Origin of the sequence: Bordetella bronchialis (assembly GCF_001676705.1) — a bacterium.
Lineage (GTDB): Bacteria > Pseudomonadota > Gammaproteobacteria > Burkholderiales > Burkholderiaceae_B > Bordetella_C > Bordetella_C bronchialis.
The window spans coordinates 4,398,801-4,415,921 of record NZ_CP016170.1 but is presented as its reverse complement, the minus strand read 5'-3'; the positions used below and the strand labels follow the sequence as shown (position 1 = coordinate 4,415,921).

The 17,121-nt window shown below is 66.7% G+C and carries 16 protein-coding genes; 4 read left to right on the top strand and 12 right to left on the bottom strand.

What is annotated here, in order from left to right:
• Positions 1-94: 94 nt before the first annotated feature.
• The 4 genes from BAU06_RS19450 to BAU06_RS19435 are packed head-to-tail and all read right to left on the bottom strand — an operon-like array spanning position 95 to position 4,740.
• Positions 95-2,269, bottom strand: a complete 2,175-nt coding sequence (locus BAU06_RS19450) for a xanthine dehydrogenase family protein molybdopterin-binding subunit (protein WP_066353824.1) — start codon at positions 2,267-2,269, stop codon at positions 95-97.
• Positions 2,266-2,832 carry a (2Fe-2S)-binding protein gene (locus BAU06_RS19445; RefSeq protein WP_066353823.1) on the bottom strand — a complete coding sequence of 189 codons (567 nt, stop codon included), beginning with the start codon at positions 2,830-2,832 and terminating at the stop codon, positions 2,266-2,268. Before BAU06_RS19445 ends, BAU06_RS19450 begins: the two co-directional genes overlap by 4 nt.
• A 4-nt stretch (positions 2,833-2,836) precedes the next feature.
• Positions 2,837-3,811 carry a Bug family tripartite tricarboxylate transporter substrate binding protein gene (locus BAU06_RS19440; protein WP_066353817.1) on the bottom strand — a complete coding sequence of 325 codons (975 nt, stop codon included), beginning with the start codon at positions 3,809-3,811 and terminating at the stop codon, positions 2,837-2,839.
• A 50-nt stretch (positions 3,812-3,861) separates the two neighbouring features.
• The gene (locus BAU06_RS19435; RefSeq protein ID WP_066353810.1) at positions 3,862-4,740 is read right to left on the bottom strand and encodes a fumarylacetoacetate hydrolase family protein; all 879 of its coding nucleotides are present in this window, start codon (positions 4,738-4,740) and stop codon (positions 3,862-3,864) included.
• A 118-nt stretch (positions 4,741-4,858) separates the two neighbouring features.
• On the opposite strand from BAU06_RS19435, the gene BAU06_RS19430 reads away from it, so the two are divergent.
• Positions 4,859-5,581: a FadR/GntR family transcriptional regulator gene (locus tag BAU06_RS19430; protein ID WP_066353806.1), complete on the top strand. Its 723-nt coding sequence runs from the start codon at positions 4,859-4,861 to the stop codon at positions 5,579-5,581.
• Positions 5,582-5,665: 84 nt separating this feature from the next.
• Here BAU06_RS19430 and BAU06_RS19425 read toward each other — a convergent pair whose 3' ends face one another.
• From BAU06_RS19425 to BAU06_RS19415, 3 genes are all read right to left on the bottom strand, one after another.
• Positions 5,666-6,334 (bottom strand): TetR/AcrR family transcriptional regulator, encoded by a 669-nt coding sequence (locus tag BAU06_RS19425; RefSeq protein WP_066353802.1) that lies wholly within the window; start codon positions 6,332-6,334, stop codon positions 5,666-5,668.
• Positions 6,335-6,386: 52 nt separating this feature from the next.
• Positions 6,387-6,854, bottom strand: coding sequence for a nuclear transport factor 2 family protein (locus BAU06_RS19420; RefSeq protein ID WP_066353798.1), 468 nt, complete (start codon positions 6,852-6,854; stop codon positions 6,387-6,389).
• Between the two features lie 141 nt (positions 6,855-6,995).
• Entirely contained in the window at positions 6,996-7,940 is a 945-nt protein-coding gene (locus tag BAU06_RS19415) for a 2-oxoglutarate and iron-dependent oxygenase domain-containing protein (RefSeq protein ID WP_082988340.1), read from the bottom strand.
• A 32-nt stretch (positions 7,941-7,972) separates the two neighbouring features.
• On the opposite strand from BAU06_RS19415, the gene BAU06_RS19410 reads away from it, so the two are divergent.
• Genes BAU06_RS19410 through BAU06_RS19400 form a run of 3 tightly spaced genes read left to right on the top strand, consistent with a single transcriptional unit; the run spans position 7,973 to position 10,641 of the window.
• A complete protein-coding gene (locus tag BAU06_RS19410; RefSeq protein WP_066353795.1) occupies positions 7,973-8,728 on the top strand; it encodes a GntR family transcriptional regulator in 756 nt (251 codons plus the stop codon).
• Between the two features lie 12 nt (positions 8,729-8,740).
• Complete coding sequence (locus tag BAU06_RS19405) at positions 8,741-9,697, top strand: tripartite tricarboxylate transporter substrate binding protein (protein ID WP_066353794.1); 957 nt, start codon at positions 8,741-8,743, stop codon at positions 9,695-9,697.
• A gap of 35 nt (positions 9,698-9,732) precedes the next feature.
• Positions 9,733-10,641, top strand: a complete 909-nt coding sequence (locus tag BAU06_RS19400) for a polysaccharide deacetylase family protein (RefSeq protein ID WP_066353792.1) — start codon at positions 9,733-9,735, stop codon at positions 10,639-10,641.
• A gap of 59 nt (positions 10,642-10,700) precedes the next feature.
• Here the strand turns inward: BAU06_RS19400 and BAU06_RS26315 are convergent, their stop codons facing one another.
• The 5 genes from BAU06_RS26315 to BAU06_RS19380 all read right to left on the bottom strand — a co-directional run bounded on the left by BAU06_RS26315 (position 10,701) and on the right by BAU06_RS19380 (position 17,036).
• On the bottom strand, positions 10,701-10,823 hold the full coding sequence (locus BAU06_RS26315; protein ID WP_082988339.1) for a DUF2474 domain-containing protein: 123 nt from the start codon (positions 10,821-10,823) through the stop codon (positions 10,701-10,703).
• Between the two features lie 21 nt (positions 10,824-10,844).
• A complete protein-coding gene (gene cydB / locus BAU06_RS19395) occupies positions 10,845-11,852 on the bottom strand; it encodes a cytochrome d ubiquinol oxidase subunit II (protein ID WP_066353790.1) in 1,008 nt (335 codons plus the stop codon).
• 2 nt (positions 11,853-11,854) lie between these two features.
• Positions 11,855-13,297 (bottom strand): cytochrome ubiquinol oxidase subunit I, encoded by a 1,443-nt coding sequence (locus BAU06_RS19390; RefSeq protein WP_066353789.1) that lies wholly within the window; start codon positions 13,295-13,297, stop codon positions 11,855-11,857.
• Between the two features lie 182 nt (positions 13,298-13,479).
• Positions 13,480-14,640 carry an acetate/propionate family kinase gene (locus BAU06_RS19385; RefSeq protein ID WP_197509327.1) on the bottom strand — a complete coding sequence of 387 codons (1,161 nt, stop codon included), beginning with the start codon at positions 14,638-14,640 and terminating at the stop codon, positions 13,480-13,482.
• Positions 14,637-17,036 carry a phosphoketolase family protein gene (locus BAU06_RS19380; RefSeq protein WP_066353782.1) on the bottom strand — a complete coding sequence of 800 codons (2,400 nt, stop codon included), beginning with the start codon at positions 17,034-17,036 and terminating at the stop codon, positions 14,637-14,639. The genes BAU06_RS19385 and BAU06_RS19380 overlap by 4 nt, the downstream gene beginning before the upstream one ends.
• Positions 17,037-17,121: the final 85 nt, after the last annotated feature.

Below are 17,121 nucleotides of genomic sequence, written 5' to 3'. Positions count from 1 at the left end.
CCCGGTACAGCGCCCAGTCCTGCGTGGCGGCGCCGATGCGGCCATGTACCGGGCGTATTCCTGCCTGGCGGCGACGATGCGGTGAAGGATGGGGCTACTCCTGCATGGCGGCGACGATGCGGTCGAAGGTCAAGGGCAGATCCCGAACCCGCACCCCCAGGGCGTCGAACACGGCATTGCCGATGGCCGCCGCCGTGGGGCCCAGCGAACCTTCGCCCGCGCCCACCGGGTCGTCGCCGGGGTGTTGCACGATGGCGATCTCCACATCGGGCACCTGCGAGAACCGCAGCATCGGATAGTCCTGCCAGTTGTCGCCCAGCAGGCGCGTGCGGTCGAAGCGGGCCGCTTCCATCAAGGTCCAGCTCACCGCCTGCAGCGCGCCGCCCTCGATCTGCTGGCGCACGCCATCCGGGTTGATGACCAAGCCCACGTCCACGGCGATCCAAAGGCGCCGCACCTGCACGGTTTCCTGCACGTCGACCTCGGCCACCACGGCGCAGTAGGCGCCGGTGTTCTTGTAGCGGGCGAAGCCCAGGCCAAGGCCGCGGCCCTCGCCGCGCGGCGCCACGCGGCTTTCCCAGCCGGCCATGGCCGCTGCCTGTCGCAGCACGGCGATGCCGCGGGCGTCGGCCAGGTGCGCCAGCCGGTAGGCCAGCGGATCGCTATTCGCGGCGCGTGCCAGTTCATCCATGAACGACTCGATGGCATAGACATTGCCGTAGGCGCCCAGCGCCCGCAGCGACGACGTACGCATCGGCACGTCCAGCACGCGGTGGCACAGTACGTCGGCGGTCGGGAAGCGATAGATGGGGTCGGCGTTGCGATCGGCGCCCCCGCCCGCCGCACGCGGCGCGTCCACGGAATGCAGCCGCTCGAAAGGGCGTTCCAGGTACCAGGAGCCGAGCAGCGTGGGCGTGGCCGAGCGGCCGGGACGCAGGCCATGCCCCGGACTCCAGAGTTCGTGCCGCCACGAGACGATGTGCCCGTTGCCGTCGACCTCCGCTTGCAGTTCGATGGCCATGGCGGGGCCGTGCGGCGACCAGTTCAGTTCGTCGGCACGCGACCATTGCACCCGCACCGGGCGGCCGGGGCATCGCCGCGCCAGCCACGCCGCATCGTAGGCCACGTCGTCCGCGCCGTTGTGTCCATAGCAGCCGGCGCCTTGCGCATGCCGCACGACGATATCCGCTTCCGGCAGGTCGAAGGCCAGGCTCAGGTCCTTGCGCAGATTGAAGATACCCTGGGTGTGGCTCCAGACCTCCAGCGCCGGGGTGCCGGGGCCGGCGTCCTCGCGCGCCAGCGCCAAGGCGCAGGACGGTCCGATGGACCCATGCTTGATGAAGGGTTTGCTGTAGGCGGCACGGTAGGTCCGGCCGCCCCGGGCCGGCATGTCGTCCGTGGCCGGAACCGTCCGGGGTGCGGGGTCGGCCGCGTTGCCCAGACGCAGGTCCACGCAAGGCAGGCTTTTCAGCCAGGCGGGCAGGTCGCCGGCATCGGGCAGCGTGGCGCGTTCGCGCCAGCGCGCGGACCGGGCCAGCGCCGCGGCCGCTCGCTCGGCTAGCGCTTCCGTCCGGGCGATCACGCCGGCCAGCGAGCCGTCGCGCGCCACGGCCAGTACGCCTTCCCAGGCCGCGACCCCGTCCGCGTCCCATTCCAGCAGCTCGGCGTCGGGGGAAGGCGGCCTTACCATGCGCCCGTGCACCATGCCGGGCAGCACCATATCGTGGATGAAACGGAAGCGGCCGAATACTTTTTCCGCGATATCGCCGCGCGCCTGGCCGGTTCCGACGATGCGGTAGCTGGCGCGGTCCTTGGGCTGTACGCCGGGCCGCGCCGGCTGGTCCCGCAGCACGTCTTCGCCCAGCTCCCAGTAACTGCTCACGCGGCGTCCGTCGTGCAGGATGTCGCCGTCCGCCACGGTCAATGCCTGCGCGGCCAGGCCGTGGCGCCGCGCCGCCTCCTCCAGCATCAGGGCGCGCGCCTGCGCGCAGGCATGCCGCAAGGCCGATCCGGAGTGCTGGATGGACAGGCTGCCGGAGGTCACCGCCTCGTCCGGGCTGCGCGCGGTGTCGGCGGCGATCATGCGGATGCGCTCGAAAGCCACGTCCAGTTCTTCGGCGGCGATCTGCGCCAGCGCGGTCAGGATGCCCTGGCCGATCTCCACCTTGCCCGAGCGCACCTCGATGGTGCCGGCGGGGTCCACGCGCAGCCAGGTCGAGAGCCGCGCATTGGCCTGCAGGCTCGGGGGCAGGGACGTGGCCGCCGTCATGGGGCAGCGCTCCGCGATCCGCCCGCCGCGCCGGCGGCGGAGGGGTCTTCATCGATATCGCTTGCGGCGGGCGTCCGTCCGGATCCTGGCCGCGCGGCGGCGCGGTGTATCGCCTTCATGACGCGCAGCTGCGTGCCGCAGCGGCACAGGTTGCGCTCCATGCCGGCGCGGATCTCGGCGTCCGAGGGGCGCGGGCAACGGTGCAGCAGGGCTGTGGCGGCGATCAGCATGCCCGACGTGCAATAGCCGCACTGCGCGGCCTGTTCCGCGATGAAAGCGGCCTGCACGGGATGGGGGGCCGTTGGCGTCCCCAGTCCCTCGGAGGTGACGACGCGCTTGCCGGCGACCGCCCACATGGGCGTATCGCAGGCCGGCACCGCGTGGTCGTCCAGCAGGACGAAGCAGGCGCCGCATTCCCCGGAGCCGCAGCCGTAATGGCTGCTCTTCAGGTCCAGGTCGTTGCGCAGCACGTCCAGCAGCCGGCGGTCGCCGTCCACGCGCAGTTGCGTGGCGGCGCCGTTCAGCGTGAAGGCGATGTCGCGGTCCGTGCTGGGATCCGGCATGGGCTCAGTCCACCTTGATGTTCGCCGACTTGACGATCTTGCCCCACTTGTCGATGTCGCCCTTGAGGAAGTCGGTGAACTGCGCGGGCGTCATCTTCATGGGGCTGACGCCGCTTTTCGCCCAGACGGCCGTGACTTGCGGATCGCTGACGATCTTGCTCACCTTTTCGTTCAGGAAGTCGACCACCTCCTTGGGGGTGTTTTTGGGCGCGAGCAGGCCCAGCCAGATGGTGGCCGTGTAGTCCTTCACGCCGGCCTCCGCCATGGTCGGCACGTCGGGCAGCACGCTGGAGCGCTCGTTGCCCGTGGTGGCGATGGCGCGCACCTTCCTGGTCTGGATCAGGTCGGTCATCGTGCTGACCGCATCGAACATCATGTCCACCTGGCCGCCCAGTACGTCGGTGCGGGCGCCGCCGCTGCTCTTGTACGGAATATGGACGATGTTCACGTCGGCAAGGCTTTTGAACAGCTCGCCCGCCATGTGGTACGGCGTGCCGGTGCCCGAGGACGCGTAGTTCAACTGCCCCGGCTTGGCCTTCGCGGCCTTGATCAGGTCCTGCACGCTCTGGATCGGCAGTCCGTCACGCACGACCAGTACCAGTGGCGCTTCGTTCACCGGCGCCACGGCGGTGAAGTCGCGCATCAAGTCATAAGGCTTGTTGTGCAGCAGGGTCTCGTTGACTGTTTGCGTGTTGGACATCATCAGCAGCGTGTAGCCGTCGGGCGCGGCCTTGGCCACGTACTGGGTGCCGATGACGGCCCCCGCGCCGGGGCGGTTTTCCACCACGAAGGACTGGCCGGTTTCCTGCCCCAGGTGCTGGGCCAGCACGCGGGCATAGACGTCGGCCGAGCCGCCGGCGCCGAACGGCACGATGATGGTCACCGGATGGTTGGGGTAGGGCGCGGCCGCGGCCGCGTTTATTCCGGCCGCGCACGCGACCAGGCCGGCGGCCGCCAGGCCGCGCAGGATGGTTTTCATTCTTGTCTCCTCGCAGGGGGATACGGTCAGGGGCCTGTTGCGGGTCGGGGTCAGGCGACCGCGTTTTCCAATACGCCGATGCCCTGGATCTCCATGCGCATCACGTCGCCGGACTTGACGAACTTCGGCGGGTTGAAGCCGATGCCGACGCCGGCCGGCGTGCCGGTGGCGATCACGTCGCCGGGCTGGAGTTCGATCCCGGCCGAAATCGTTTCGATCAGCGTGGGGATGTCGAAAATCAGCAGCGAGGTATTGGAGTTCTGGCGCAGCTCGCCGTTGACCCAGCACTTCACGTCCAGATTGGTCGCGTCCACTTCGTCATTGGTGACCACATAGGGACCCATCGGGCAGAAGCCGTCCAGCGACTTGCCCAGGAACCATTGCCGGTGCAGTTTCTGCAGATCGCGGGCCGTGAAGTCGTTGACGATGGTGTAGCCGAAAATGTGCTTGAAGGCGTCGGCCTTCTTGATGCCGCGGCCGGGCTTGCCGATGACCACCGCCAATTCCACTTCGTAATCCAGCTGCTTGGCCACGTCCGTGTGGGGCGGGATCTTGTCATTCGGGCCGATGACCGTGCTGGCGGGCTTGGTGAACACCACCGGCGCTTCCGGCGCGTGCTCGCCTTCCTTCGCGCTGCTGTCGAAACCCGACTTGCTGAACTCGGCGGCGTGTTCGTGGTAGTTCTTGCCCACGCAGAAGATATTGCGGCGCGGCCGGTCGATGGGCGCCAGGACCTTGGCTTCGCCCAGCGGCTTGCCGGCGCCGGCAGGCGCGAGCTTGGGCTTCAGTGTCTCGTATTGTTGAACCAATTGGACCATATCCCCGGTAAAGCCGGGCGCCAGTTCGGCGACAGGCCAGAACTGGCCTTTTTCCGTGTCCACCACCGCGATAGCGCGCTGGCCCTGATAGGAAAGCTGGGCGAATTTCATAGGGGCTCCATAGTCCAATTGGTCAAAACAGGCCGTAATGTAGAACCAATGTGGCCTGTTTGCAAGGTTGTTTTTCGAAATTATTGACCAATTGGTTCTGTTTCTTTAAGCTCGCCGCATGGATACCAAAACCCTAACGCCAGTCCCGGATGGCGACGCCTCGTTGCGCTCGCCAGGAGCCAAGGCCTTGTCGCGTTATCTGCGCGAGGAAATCCTGGGCGGACGCTTGCGGGCGGGTGTCAAGCTGCCCCCGGAACGCGAGCTGAGCGCGCGCTTCGGGGCGTCGCGCGGTTCCGTGCGGCGCGTGCTGGCGGACCTGCGCGATCGTGGCTTGATCACGCAGTCCGTGGGCAGCGGCACTTTTGTCTCGGAGCAGGCGGAAGGCATGGTGCAGGGTGCCGGCCTGCCGCGTTTCGACGGCAATGTCAGCCCGGCCGAACTGATGGAAGCCCGCCGGCTGATCGAGCCGCTGCTTCCCGGCATGATCGCCCGCAACGCCACGGCCGCCGACTTCGCCACCATGGCGAATTGCCTGGAGCAGTCCGAGGCCGCCTCCACGATAGAGGAATTCGAGTACTGGGACGGTGCGCTGCACAAGGCTTTCGCGGTGGCCACGCACAACGCTTTTTTCATGCGCATCCTGGAATTGATGAACCAGGTCCGCGAGCAAGGGGAATGGGGCCGGCTCAAGCGCAACTCCCTGACCCCCGCGCGCCGCGCCCAATACGAAAGGCAGCATCGCGCGATGGTGGATGCGTTGCGCGACCGCGATGCCGGCCAGGCGGCCGCATTGATGACCGAGCACCTGGACCAGATACAGCGCAATCTGTTTGGCGAATAACGGCCGGCCGCGCCGCGATGGCGCGCGCCACGGACACAGGCGCGTACGGCGGGGTATCGGCCGACGCGATGGCCGCCGTGCCGCCTAGCCGGACTGTCGGCCGGCGCGCTGGCCGGCATCCTGGCCACCGGGCTTCGCGGCCGCGCACGTGTCATGCATCCGTGCGCCCGTGTCCGGCGTGGCCGCGAAGCCGATCGCCGCCAGGGCGCGGTCCCGCAGGCCGCCGACCATGCGGCCGTACACCTGCGGGTCGTTCAAGGCCCGGGACAATACCAGGCCGCCCTGTATGCCCGCCACGATTTCTTCCGCCAGCGCCTGCGCGGCCGCGCCGGCCAAGCCGCCTTTTTCCAGCGCCGTGGCCAGCGCGCCTGTCCAGTCGCGAAAGTAAGCCGAAACCGCTTGCGCGAAGCGGTCCCTTTCGTTGCCCAGCGCGAATACACCCACCAGGCACACTTTGCGGCCCGACAGGAAATACCGGGATACCTCGTCGAACATCGCCGCGATGCCGTCGCGGGCCGATCCCGCCTGACGCAACGGCGTGTAGACGTTGCGCTGGAACCAATCGTCGATATGCGCCAGTACGGCCGCCGCCATCTCTTCCTTCCCGCCGGGAAAGAAGTGATAAAGGCTGCCCTTGCCCAGGCCCGTGCCTTCGGTGATGCGCGTCAGGCTGGTTCCTTCGTATCCATGGCGGCGGAATACCTCGGCCAGGACCGGAATAACGTCCTGCCGCTCCGCGACGGTTCTTGGCATATGTACTCGCGTGCCGCGCGCCTTTACGGCGCGCCGGTTGTCAGGTCCACGATCAAAGGCCCAGGTCGCTCAGCCCCGGATGGTCCGCCGGGCGGGCGCCCAAAGGCCAATGGAATTTGCGTTCCGATTCCTTGATGGGAAGGTCATTGATGCAGGCATGGCGGAATTTCATCAGGCCGTTATCGTCGAATTCCCAATTCTCGTTGCCATAGGAACGATACCAATTGCCGGAATCGTCATGCCATTCGTAAGCGTAGCGCACGGCGATGCGATTGCCGTCGTGCGCCCACAATTCCTTGATCAGGCGGTAATCCAGTTCCTTGCGCCATTTACGCGTCAGGAATTCGACGACCTGGGCGCGTCCATGCACGAATTCCGCCCGGTTGCGCCAGCGGGTGTCTTCCGTGTAGGCGAGCGAAACCTTTTCGGGGTCGCGGCTATTCCAGCCGTCCTCGGCAAGGCGGACTTTCTGGATGGCGGATTCGCGTGAAAACGGCGGAAGCGGGGGACGTGTGGTCATGGCGCACCTTGGGGTTGGCGGATTAATAAGCCGGACTAATTCTGTACCGGACGGAATGTACTGTACCGTAAGGTACAAAGCGCGCGCAAGTTTTTTAATTGCCGGTCCGGATGTTCCAGAATGGAATATCCGCCGTCCGTCCTAAACCACGAGGGATAACTGTTCTGTCTGCCGCGGGAAAGGGCAGTCGTTGGCGCAATCGACGCGGACAGGGTTTCCCTTTCCATAGAACACGGGCAACAGAAAGCTTTCCCGGCCCGGACCATCGGCCACGCGATGGGGAGCGGAGATATGCAGGTCCTCGAACCAGCGCGCGAGCGTGTCGCCGATGCGCAGGCGATAGCGTTCTCCCGCCGGCAGCGTGCCGCCCCCCGCGGGCGGTGTCTCGCCGCCCGGCTGCGTCCACAGCACGGTGACCGCGCCACAGGGCTGGTTGCGCGCCGCGGCCTGTGCATCGGCCGGCGGCGATCCGCGCAGCAAAGGCGCATGCAGGACAGGATGCCGGTAAAGACATTGGAAGAAATCGGCGGCTTCCCCCCGCGCCAGCGCGCAGCCCACCAGCAGGGCGCGGCACAATTCGAAAACCTCGCCGTAGTAGCGCTCCACGATGTGGGCCGGCGACGCCCCGCCCAGCTCGCGTGCCGCTTCGTCCAGGGCCTTGCACCGGCGCGCCGCGCCGTCCGCCGCGGTCGCGCCCGCGGCGCAAGGATAAAGGTTCTCCTCGGTGGCGATCCGCGCGCCCGCGAAAATGGTTTGCCGCGCGACGGTATAGCGGCCGCCGACGCTATCGGTCGCAGGCCCGCTTTTGAATTCATGCGCCAATTCGAAGTCCCGCAGCGAGCACAGGTAGACTGCACGTAACAACGCTTGGGGAATTTCATGGCCGGTCAAATAGAACAGGCCCGAGTCGCGGGCCGCGGCGCATATTTCCCGCAGGGCGCGATGCTTGGCCTGGAGATCCTCGCCGCGCAATAACGGGGAAATGTCGACAATCGGAAGGTGCGATTGTTGTCGTAACCTACGATTTCCATTCAATCGCAATCTCGGGCTTGGCTTTGTGCGGCGCGTCGAGTATTTTTGCGGCATCGTTAGGACCGATCGTTATAAAGTTAATACAAATGTCGACGCATACTTTATCGGCCGGGGTTCCGATCTATCACCAGATCGCGCAGGTTTTACGCCGGAGGATCCAGGCCGGCGAGTGGGGCCAGGGAAATCAGCTGGCCACCGAGCAAGCGCTGTGCCGCGAGTTCGGCGTCAGCCGCACCACAGTACGCCATGCGCTGAGCCAACTGAAGCGGGAAGGCCTGCTTAGCAGCCAGCGCGGCGTCGGAACACGCCGGGTCGGCGAGCCCACGCGAACCAAATACGTCAGCAATCTTTCCGATCCCTTGCATGCCAGCCTGGACAGCGATCCGCGTGTCATCTCATCGGAGATGGTGCCCGCGCGCGGCGCCATCGCGGCGTTCCTCGGGATGGCCGAAGGCGAACCGATCTTCAAGCTGATACGCGTGCATTACCTGGATAACGAGCCCTTGTCCGTGGTCGAAAGCTACCTTCCCGCCATCATGCAGGGCGCCATCGACCAGTTCCCCCATCGCAGCCTGCATGACATCATGTGGAACGACTTCGACCTGCGGGTCGCGAAGAGCGTCCACACGGTCGCGGTGTCGCGCGCGGAAACGCACGTGGCCAACCTGCTTCACATCGGGCTGGGCGATCCCGTCATGCATGTCCAGGCCTCCACCTATCTGCAGGACGGCCGGCCCATACGCTGGACGGACAACTTCTTCCGTGAAGACCGTTATCAGTACACCGCCGAGTTTTTCTGGGAACCTCCACAATCCGCGGCGGCGGAGCCTTCCGGCAATTGAACAGGAGTCTTCATGAAAGTACGCGATCTTATCGCCGGCCTGTGCCTGGCGGCTTGCACCGCCACGGCCGCCGCGTACCCCGATCGTCCCATCCGGATCGTGCTGGGATTTCCGGCAGGGGGAGGGGCCGATGTCGTATTGCGTACGGTCACGCCCGGCCTGGCGGAGGAACTCGGCCAGCCCGTCATCGTCGATAACCGCCCTGGCGCCGGCGGCAACCTGGGCATGGACATTGTCGCCAAGGCGGCGCCCGATGGCTATACCTTGTTGATGGCGGCGCCCGGACTGGCCACCAACGCCAGCCTGTACGAGCACCTGCCTTTCGATCCCGCCAAGGATTTCACCGCCATCGGCATGGTCAGCAGCGTGCCCAATGTGCTGGTGGTGACGCCCTCGCTGCCCTTCCAGTCCGTGGCCGAACTGATCGCGTATGCCAAGGATCATCCCGGCGAACTGAACTACGCGTCCTCGGGCATCGGCACGTCGCTGCATCTGGCCGGGGCGCTGTTCGAGCGCGACGCGGGCGTGAAGCTGACGCACGTTCCGTATCGCGGCGGCCCGGCCGCCATCAACGACGTGATGAGCGGGCAGGTGCAGATGATGTTCAGCGTGCTGCCGCTGGCGGTGCCGCAGATCAAGGCGGGCAAGCTGCGCGCGCTGGCCGTCACGGGCGCCACGCGGACGTCCGCCTTGCCGGACGTGCCCACCATGATCGAAGCCGGCCTGAAAGGCTACACCGCCACCACCTGGAACGGCCTGGTCGCGCCGGCCGGTACGCCCGCGCCCATCGTTAATCAACTGAACGCCGCGCTGCAGCGGGTGCTCGACCGTCCCGACGTGCGGAAAGCCTTCGCCGGCATGGGACAGGATGTCGTCAAGGACACGCCCCAGGAGTACGACGCCATGCTTAAGCAGGAGACCGAAAAATGGCAGCAGGTCATCAAGGCTGCCGGCATCAAGGCGGAATAAACTCCTTCGTATATCGATAGAGCCCAGGAAAGCGCATGCAGCCCCGCCGCTATGGCCCGTTTCCCTATATTCCCTTGCCGGCCCGCCCGCGCTTCGTCCTGCCCGATAACGCACGCCTGGCCTTGTGGGTAAATCCCAACGTCGAATACTTCGGCCTGGACGACGTCATGCCGGGGCGGCTGAACGAACGGGTGCCGCGCGAGACCGCCAAGATCCCCAATGTCCGCAACTGGTCGGTGCGCGATTACGGCAATCGCGTGGGCGTGTGGCGCATCATGGACACGCTCAGCCGCTATGGGATACGCGCCAGCGCCGCGCTGAATAGCGAATTGTGCGACCGGCATCCGGAAATCATCGACGAGGCCGTGCGCCGCGGCTGGGAGTTCCTGGGGCACGGCATCACCAATGCCGTCCGCCTGGACGAAATGCCGCCCGAACAGGAAAGGCAGGCGATCTTCGAGATGATCGACCGCATCGAGCAGGCGTCGGGCACGCGGCCGGTGGGATGGCTGGCGCCCGGGCTGAGCGAGACCTGGCAAAGCCTGGAATACCTGTCGGAGGCCGGCATCCGCTATGTCTGCGATTGGGTCAACGACGACCAGCCCTACACCATGGAGATCGGAACGCCGCGCATGGTCTCCATCCCCTATAGCGTGCAGACGAACGATGTGCCGGCCTATTACGACATGAAGGTGTCCGTGCCGGAATTCGAGGCCATGATCAAGCGCCAGTTCGACGTCCTGTATCGCGAAGGGGAAGCGTCCGGCCGGGTCATGGCCATCGCCGTGCATCCCTTCGTGACGGGGCTGCCGCATCGCATCGGCGCGCTGGATGCGGCGCTGGAATACATCTGCCGCCACGAGGGCGTGTGGCTGGCCACGGGCCGCGAAATCATGGAGCACTACGTCGGAAGCGATTTCGCCAAGGCGATGTCGCCCGGCTGAGCGCCCGGCCGGCGGGTAAGCGCCGCGCCGGCGTGGCCAGCCGTTCCGCGCGCATCCGCCTAATGCAGCGTCAGCCCGGCCGCGCTCATCATCCAGCGCACGGCCAGCGCGACGCCCCCGAGCACGGCCACGCTGGCGGCCCACAGCACGATCAGCCAGGCAAGTCGTTTCCAAATACGCATCGTCGCCGGCGCGGTGCCGCCTCAGTGATAGCCTTCGCCGCGCCGGACCTTGCCGCGGAATACGTAGTAGCCCCAGGCGGTGTACATCAGGATGATGGGCACGATAAGCAGCGCGCCCACCAGCGCGAAGCCCATGCTTTGCGGCGGCGCGGCCGCGTCCCAGATGGATATGCCGGGGGGGATGACGTTGGGCCATACGCTGATGCCCAGGCCCGTATAGCCCAGGAAGACCAGCGCGAGCGCGCAGACGAACGGCGCCGCGTGGGCATCGCGCCGCACCGTCCTGATCAGCAGCCAGACGGCCAGCAATACCAGTAGCGGGACGGGCGCGAAATAGAACAGGTTCGGCAGGCTGAACCAGCGCCGCGCGATCCCCGGATCCAGCAGCGGCGTCCAGACGCTGATGACCACGATGGCGGCCAGCACGGCCCAGGCGGCGCCGCTCGCGATCCTGCGCGAGCGCGCCAGCAGCTCGGCGTCGGTCTTCATCACCAGCCAGGTGCTGCCCAGCAATGCGTAGGCGGCCAGCAGGGCGATGCCGGTGAACACGCTGAAAGGCGTCAGCCAATCGAAGGCGCCGCCGGCGTGGACGCCGTTGGCGACGGGGATGCCCGCGATATAGGCGCCCAGCACCACGCCTTGGAAAAAAGTCGCCAGCATGGATCCGCAGATGAAGGCCTTGTCCCACCAGTGCCGGTGCGCGTCGCTCGCCTTGAAGCGGAATTCGAAGGCGACGCCGCGAAAGACCAGGCCCACCAGCATCAGGATGATAGGCAGGTAGAGCGCGCTCAGCACCACGCTGTAGGCCAGCGGAAAGGCCGCCAGCAAGCCCGCGCCGCCCAGCACCAGCCAGGTTTCGTTGCCGTCCCACACCGGCGCTACCGTGTTCATCATGGTGTCGCGGTCTTCCTTGCCCGGAAAGAAGGGGAACAGTATGCCGATGCCCAGGTCGAAGCCGTCCATGATGACGTACATCATGACGCCGAACAGGATGATCACGGCCCACACCAGCGGAAGATCGATGCCCATGGTCAGCTCCCCGATGCCGGCGTCGCCGCCGGCAGTTCGTTCTTGTCCGGCGCCGCCGACAGCGGCCGCATGGCATGGCGGTCCAGGCCGGGACCGCCATCGGGCGGTGCGGCCGCGGCCGGGCCGGACCGCGGTCCGCCGCGGATCAGTTTGAGCATGTAGGCCACTCCCGCGCCGAAGACCACGAAATACACCACCACGAACAGCGCCAGCGTGAAGCCCAGTTGCCCCGCGCTGTGCGGCGACACCGCGTCGGCGGTGCGCATCACGCCATAGACGACCCAGGGCTGGCGGCCGATTTCAGTGGTCATCCAGCCGGCCAGCACGGCCAGCAGCCCCGCGGGCCCCATGCACAGCGCGTAGCGCAGGAAGCCGCGATGCCTGTAGAGCCGCTTGCCGCGGCGCAGCCACAGTCCCCACAGGCCCAGCAGGATCATCAGCACGCCCAGCCCCACCATCACGCGGAAGGTCCAGAACACCACCGTGGCGTTGGGGCGGTCCCGCGCGGCGAATTCGTTCAGGCTGGGCACCTTTCCATCCCAGGAGTGCGTCAGGATCAGGCTGCCCAAATGGGGCACTTCCAGCTTGTAGCGGGTGGTCTCGGCGGCCATGTCCGGGATGCCGAACAGCAGCAGCGGCGCGCCGTCGCCCGGCGCCGGCTGTTCCCAGTGGCCCTCGATGGCGGCGATCTTGGCCGGCTGGTGGCGCAGCGTGTTCAGGCCGTGCATGTCGCCGATGAAAGCCTGCACCGGCGCCACCAGCAAGGCCATCCACATGGCCATGGACAGCATTTTGCGCACCGCGGGCGTGTCGTTGCCGCGCAGCAGGTGCCAGGCGGCGCTGGCGCCCACCAGGAGCGCGGTGCTCAGGTAGGCGGCCACCACCATATGGGCCAGGCGATAGGGGAAGGAGGGATTGAAGATGACCTGCAGCCAGTCCACCGGGACGGCGCGGCCGTCGATGATTTCGTAGCCTTGGGGCGTCTGCATCCAGCTGTTGGAGGCCAGTATCCACGTGGCGGAGATCAGCGTGCCGATCGCCACCATGACGGTGGACAGCATGTGCAGGCCGGGGCCCACCCGGTTCCATCCGAACAGCATCACGCCCAGGAAGCCGGCTTCCAGGAAAAACGCGGTGAGCACTTCGTAGGCCAGCAGCGGCCCCGTGATGCCGCCCGCGAAGGTGGAGAAGTGGCTCCAGTTGGTACCGAACTGGTATGCCATCACCAGCCCCGACACCACGCCCATGCCGAAGTTCACCGCGAAGATCTTCAGCCAGAACTGGTATAGCTCGCGGTACAGCGGCTTGCGCGTGGCCAGCCACAGGCCTTCCAGCACGGCCAGGTAGCTGGCCAGCCCGATGGTGATGGCCGGGAAGACGATGTGAAACGAGATCGTGAACCCGAACTGTATTCGGGCAAGAGTCAGTGCATCCAGACCGGTCATGATTGCTTTCCGCGGCGCGGGCCGGGTCGCTGTGGGAATGACGCGATGAGAATACCCGCGGGGGCCGGGCGGTGTACAGGATCAGTACGGGGGCATGGCGAGCGGTGCAGTTGGCAGGCGGCGCGCATAGGCGAAAGCCCGGTGCCCGCGGATGGCGCACCCGCCATGCCCGTGCGCCGGCGTCACGGGGGCGTGCCTCGCATCAGGGCCCGGCAATGGCGCGCCATCTGCTTTTCCTCTTCGGTGGCCACCACCATGACGCCGGGGCCCGGTACCGCCGGCCCCAGCCCCAGGAAATCCAGTCCGGCGACGATGCGCCGCCGGATTTCGGCGCTGTGCTCGCCGATGCCGCCCGTGAATACCAGCAGGTCGATGCCGCCCATCAAGGCCGCATAGGCGCCGATCTGCTTGCGTACCGCGGTGGTAAAGGCTTCCACCGCGAGCGCCGCATGCGCATCCCCGCCCGCGCAGCGCGCCAGCAAGGCCTGCATATCGCTTTCGCCGTCCGCCATGCCGGCCAGCCCGCTTTCGCGGTTGATCAGGGCTTCCAGCGCATCGGCGTCCACATTGCCGGTGCGCATCAGGTACAGGATGACGCCCGGGTCCAGGTCGCCGCTGCGCGTGCCCATGGGGATACCGCCGGCGGGGGTCATGCCCATGGTGGTGTCCACGGATTTGCCGTCCCGTACCGCGCACAGGCTGGCGCCGTTGCCCAGGTGCGCGAACACCGCCCGGGGCGGCAGGTCCGGGCCCAGCCGCCGCACCAGCGATTCGTAGGACAGGCCATGAAAGCCGTAGCGCGCCACGCCCGCCTGTGCATAACGCGCGGGCAGCGGCAGCCGCGTGGCGACCGGCGGCATGGTCTGGTGGAATGCCGTGTCGATGCAGGCGAACTGGCGCGCATCCGGCCATCGCGCGCGGGCGCGCTCGACCAGCTCCAGCGCCACCGGAATGTGCAGCGGGGCGAAGTGCACCGCTTGCCGCAGTTGTTCCAGCACCGCCGGAGTCAAGGCCTGGTGGGTGCGCAGATGCGGTCCGCCGTGCACGATGCGGTGCCCCACCGCCGCGGGCGGGCCCAGGCCGACCTGGTCCAGGGTGCGCGCCAGGACGTCCAGCGCCTGCGCCTGCGTGGGCATGTCATGGTCTTGCGCGGCCAGGACCTTGCCGCGCGCATCGCGGATACGCAGGTGGCCGTCGGCGCGGCCGACGTTATCGGCGGCGCCCGTCGCGATGGCGGCTTCGTCGCTGCCCTCCAGCCGGAACAGCGCGAACTTCAGCGACGACGAGCCGCTATTGACCACAAGGATGGCCGATGCGTCGGCGGATGGGGTGGCCATCGTCATGCCGCCCACGTCCAGTTGCGGATGTCGTCCCGGTCTATGCCCTCGGTGTGCGCATGGTCCATGTGGACGATGATCTGGTCGCGCAGCCATTCCTTGACGTGGCCGCCGGTCGCGCGCAGCGCGGGAACGCGGTCGATGGCGTTGATCGCCAGGTGGAAGCGGTCGATCTGGTTGACCATGGCCAGTTCGAACGGCGTGTTGATGCTGCCGCGTTCCTGGTAGCCATGCACGTGGATATTGGCGTGGTTGCGCCGTCGGTAAGTCAGCTTGTGCACCAGCGCGGGGTAGGAGTGGAAGTTGAAGATGACCGGCTTGTCCGCCGTGAACAGCGAATCGAAATCGCGATCCGAGAGCCCGTGCGGATGATCCGTATCCGGCAGCAGCCGGAAAAGATCCACCACATTCACGAAACGGATCTTCAGCGCCGAGAACTTGTCCTTCAGGATCTGCACCGCGGCCAGGGCTTCCATGGTCGCCACGTCGCCCGCGCAGGCGATCACCAGGTCCGGCTCGCTGCCGTGGTCGGTGGATGCCCATTCCCATATCCCGATGCCCTTGGTGCAATGCCGGATGGCCGTATCGCGGTCCAGGTACTGCAGGTGCGGCTGCTTGTCGGCCACGATGACGTTCACGTAGTCGCGCGTGCGCAGGCAATGATCCGCCACGCTGAGCAGGCAGTTCGCGTCGGGCGGCAGGTATACCCGCACGATCTCCGGGCTTTTGTTGCAGACCACGTCCAGGAAACCGGGATCCTGGTGCGTGAAGCCGTTGTGATCCTGCCGCCACACCAGCGAGGTGATCAGCAGGTTCAGCGAAGGAATGGGCGCGCGCCAGCTCAACTCCAGCTTGGCCTTTTCCAGCCATTTGGCGTGCTGGTTGAACATCGAATCGATGACGTGGACGAAGGCCTCGTAGGTGGCGAAGAAGCCATGGCGCCCGGTCAGCAGATAGCCCTCCAGCCAGCCCTCCAGCGTATGTTCGCTCAGCATTTCCATGACGCGGCCGTCGTGGGCCAGTTCGCCGCCGTCCTGGTCCACGGGCAGCATCTCGGCCATCCAGGTCTTGGGCGACGCTTCGTACACGGCCTGCAGCTTGTTGCTGGCGGTCTCGTCCGGGCCGAACAGCCGGAAGCTGCTCATGTTGCGCGCCATGACGTCGCGCAGGAATTTGCCCAGCACGGCGGTCGGCGAAAGATAGATGGAGGCCGGCGCGGAGACTTCCACCGCATAGTCCCGGAAATCCGGCATGTCCAATGGCTTGCACAGCAGTCCGCCGTTGGCGTGCGGGTTGGCGCTGATGCGGCGGTCGCCCTCGGGTGCCAGCCGGCGCAGGAAGGGCATGGGCACGCCGCCTTCATCGAAAAGTTCTTCGGGCCGATAGCCGCGCATCCAGTTTTCCACGACCTTGAGGTTCTCCGGATTGCTGGCGGGATCGGCCACCGGTACCTGGTGCGCCCGCCAGAATCCCGCGACGCGATGGCCGTCCACGGTTTCCGGGCCCGTCCAGCCCTTGGGCGTGCGCAGCACGATCATGGGCCAGCGCGGCCGTTCCAGGCAGCCTTCTTCCCTGGCGCGCCGCTGGATCGCCTGGATCTCGTCGAAGCAGCGGTCCATCGTGGCCGCCATGGCGTGATGCATGGCTTCGGGTTCGTCGCCTTCGACGAAGTGGGGGCGATGGCCGTAGCCTGTCAGCAGGGCTTCCAGCTCGTCGCGCGGGATACGCGCCAGGATGGTCGGATTGGCGATCTTGTAGCCGTTCAGGTGCAGGATGGGCAGCACCGCGCCGTCGCGCGCCGGGTTGAGGAACTTATTGGAATGCCAGGACGTCGCCAGCGGCCCGGTTTCGGCCTCGCCATCGCCGACCATGACCGCGGCCACCAGATCCGGATTGTCGAAGACGGCGCCATAGCCGTGCGACAGGCTGTAGCCCAGTTCTCCCCCTTCGTGGATGGAGCCAGGCGTCTCCGGCGTGCAATGCGAGCCGATGCCACCGGGAAACGAAAACAGCTGGAAGAAGCGCTGCATCCCGGCCTCGTCCTGGCTGCGGTCGGGATAGACCTCGCTGTAGCGCCCTTCCAGGTAGGCGTGCGCCAGCGTGGCCGGCGCGCCATGTCCCGGACCCGATATGAAAAGCACGTTCGCGTCGCGCTGGCGGATGACGCGATTCAAATGCACCAGCGCGAAGGACTGTCCGGGGTCCGACCCCCAATGCCCCAGCAGGCGGCGCTTGATGTGTTCGGCCTTCAGCGGTTCGCGCAACAGCGGATTCGCCCGCAGATAGATCATTCCCACCGCGAGATAGTTGCTGGCGCGCCAATAGGCGTCCATGGCGCGCAATTCCTCGTCGGCCAGGGGCAGGTCGCGGGCGGCTTGTACAGGGGGCTGGGTAAGCGTCATCGTACCGGCTCCTTGCCAGGCGCATGGAGGACGCCCGGCGCGAAAAGAAAGATAGCCGGTGCGCGGCGTGCGCATACCGGGCTAC

Bases quoted from the DNA above. Each gene is read 5' to 3' on its own strand.
- BAU06_RS19450 (WP_066353824.1), bottom strand. From the start codon at position 2,269: ATGACGGCGGCCACGTCCCTGCCCCCGAGCCTGCAGGCCAATGCGCGG.
- BAU06_RS19445 (WP_066353823.1), bottom strand. From the start codon at position 2,832: ATGCCGGATCCCAGCACGGACCGCGACATCGCCTTCACGCTGAACGGC.
- BAU06_RS19440 (WP_066353817.1), bottom strand. From the start codon at position 3,811: ATGAAAACCATCCTGCGCGGCCTGGCGGCCGCCGGCCTGGTCGCGTGC.
- BAU06_RS19435 (WP_066353810.1), bottom strand. From the start codon at position 4,740: ATGAAATTCGCCCAGCTTTCCTATCAGGGCCAGCGCGCTATCGCGGTG.
- BAU06_RS19430 (WP_066353806.1), top strand. From the start codon at position 4,859: ATGGATACCAAAACCCTAACGCCAGTCCCGGATGGCGACGCCTCGTTG.
- BAU06_RS19425 (WP_066353802.1), bottom strand. From the start codon at position 6,334: ATGCCAAGAACCGTCGCGGAGCGGCAGGACGTTATTCCGGTCCTGGCC.
- BAU06_RS19420 (WP_066353798.1), bottom strand. From the start codon at position 6,854: ATGACCACACGTCCCCCGCTTCCGCCGTTTTCACGCGAATCCGCCATC.
- BAU06_RS19415 (WP_082988340.1), bottom strand. From the start codon at position 7,940: ATGCCGCAAAAATACTCGACGCGCCGCACAAAGCCAAGCCCGAGATTG.
- BAU06_RS19410 (WP_066353795.1), top strand. From the start codon at position 7,973: ATGTCGACGCATACTTTATCGGCCGGGGTTCCGATCTATCACCAGATC.
- BAU06_RS19405 (WP_066353794.1), top strand. From the start codon at position 8,741: ATGAAAGTACGCGATCTTATCGCCGGCCTGTGCCTGGCGGCTTGCACC.
- BAU06_RS19400 (WP_066353792.1), top strand. From the start codon at position 9,733: ATGCAGCCCCGCCGCTATGGCCCGTTTCCCTATATTCCCTTGCCGGCC.
- BAU06_RS26315 (WP_082988339.1), bottom strand. From the start codon at position 10,823: ATGCGTATTTGGAAACGACTTGCCTGGCTGATCGTGCTGTGGGCCGCC.
- cydB (WP_066353790.1), bottom strand. From the start codon at position 11,852: ATGGGCATCGATCTTCCGCTGGTGTGGGCCGTGATCATCCTGTTCGGC.
- BAU06_RS19390 (WP_066353789.1), bottom strand. From the start codon at position 13,297: ATGACCGGTCTGGATGCACTGACTCTTGCCCGAATACAGTTCGGGTTC.
- BAU06_RS19385 (WP_197509327.1), bottom strand. From the start codon at position 14,640: ATGACGATGGCCACCCCATCCGCCGACGCATCGGCCATCCTTGTGGTC.
- BAU06_RS19380 (WP_066353782.1), bottom strand. From the start codon at position 17,036: ATGACGCTTACCCAGCCCCCTGTACAAGCCGCCCGCGACCTGCCCCTG.